General features: G+C 78.0%; 1 pseudogene. It reads left to right on the forward strand.

The features are described from left to right. Positions 1-318: pseudogene (locus tag UK12_RS42480) on the forward strand (glycosyltransferase family 2 protein); the annotation flags it as partial.

Raw genomic sequence — 318 nt, forward strand, 5'->3', positions numbered from 1 at the left:
GCTCGTCCCGGTACGTCGCCTTCCTGGACGACGACAACGAGTGGGAGCCCGACCATATGGAGCGCGCCGCCGGGGCGTTGACCGCGCCCGGCCGCCCGAAAGCCGTCTACCCGTCCCCGCGACGGCTGCGTACGGACGGCACCGGGAGGGGTGACGGGTCGGTTCCCTGGCGCCGCCGGGACGACGCCGAGGTCCGGCGGCTCGCCGCGGAGCTCGGCCGGCGCCCGTCGGCGCTGGTGGCGAGGGTGATCCCGACCTACCGGCGCCCCGAGGGCCTCCGGCGCGCGGTGGCCACCGCGCTGGCGCAGACCGTCCGGG

This window comes from Saccharothrix sp. ST-888 (assembly GCF_000955975.1).
Taxonomy (GTDB): domain Bacteria; phylum Actinomycetota; class Actinomycetes; order Streptomycetales; family Streptomycetaceae; genus Kitasatospora.